Here is a 797-nt window from a genome sequence, read left to right as displayed (position 1 = left end):
GGCGCGCAAGGCTGATGCGCCGGCACCCGGTCGGATAGCGGGATTTGAACGACATTTACGCAGGAGAAGGGGGAACCATGTCGAAAGTTGCACTGGTGACGGGGGGCTCGCGCGGGATCGGCGCGGCGATTTCCAAGGCGCTGAAGGAGGCGGGCTATACGGTGGCGGCGAATTACGCCGGCAATGACGAGGCGGCGAAGGCCTTCACCGACGAGACCGGGATCAGGACCTACAAATGGTCGGTGGCCGATTACGACGCCTGCGCCGCCGGCATCGCCCAGGTCGAGGCGGATCTGGGACCGGTCGCCGTGCTGGTCAACAATGCCGGCATCACCCGCGATTCGATGTTCCACAAGATGACCCCGCAGCAGTGGAAGGAGGTCATCGACACCAACCTGACCGGGCTGTTCAACATGACCCACCCGGCCTGGGGCGGGATGCGCGACCGCAAGTTCGGGCGGATCATCAACATCAGCTCGATCAACGGCCAGAAGGGCCAGGCCGGCCAGGCGAACTACTCCGCCGCCAAGGCCGGCGATCTGGGCTTCACCAAGGCGCTGGCCCAGGAGGGCGCCCGCGCCGGCATCACCGTCAACGCGATCTGCCCCGGCTATATCGGCACCGAGATGGTCCGCGCCATCGACGAGAAGGTCCTGAACGAGCGCATCATCCCGCAGATCCCGGTCGGCCGCCTCGGCGAACCCGAGGAAATCGCCCGCTGCGTCGTCTTCCTCGCCTCCGACGATGCGGGCTTCATCACAGGCTCGACCATCAGCGCGAATGGCGGGCAGTTCTTC

General features: G+C 65.9%; 1 protein-coding gene. It reads left to right on the top strand.

Translation table 11 applies throughout. The features are described 5' to 3' along the window. Positions 1-77: 77 nt before the first annotated feature. Positions 78-797 (top strand): beta-ketoacyl-ACP reductase (locus tag Q5Y72_RS19745; protein WP_305965091.1); only part of this gene is annotated, 720 nt, incomplete at its 3' end.

The organism is Paracoccus spongiarum, from assembly GCF_030732095.1.
In the GTDB taxonomy this organism is placed as follows: Bacteria; Pseudomonadota; Alphaproteobacteria; order Rhodobacterales; family Rhodobacteraceae; genus Paracoccus; species Paracoccus spongiarum.
Note: the sequence above shows the minus strand (reverse complement) of the source record. Positions and strands in the feature narration are given on the sequence as shown.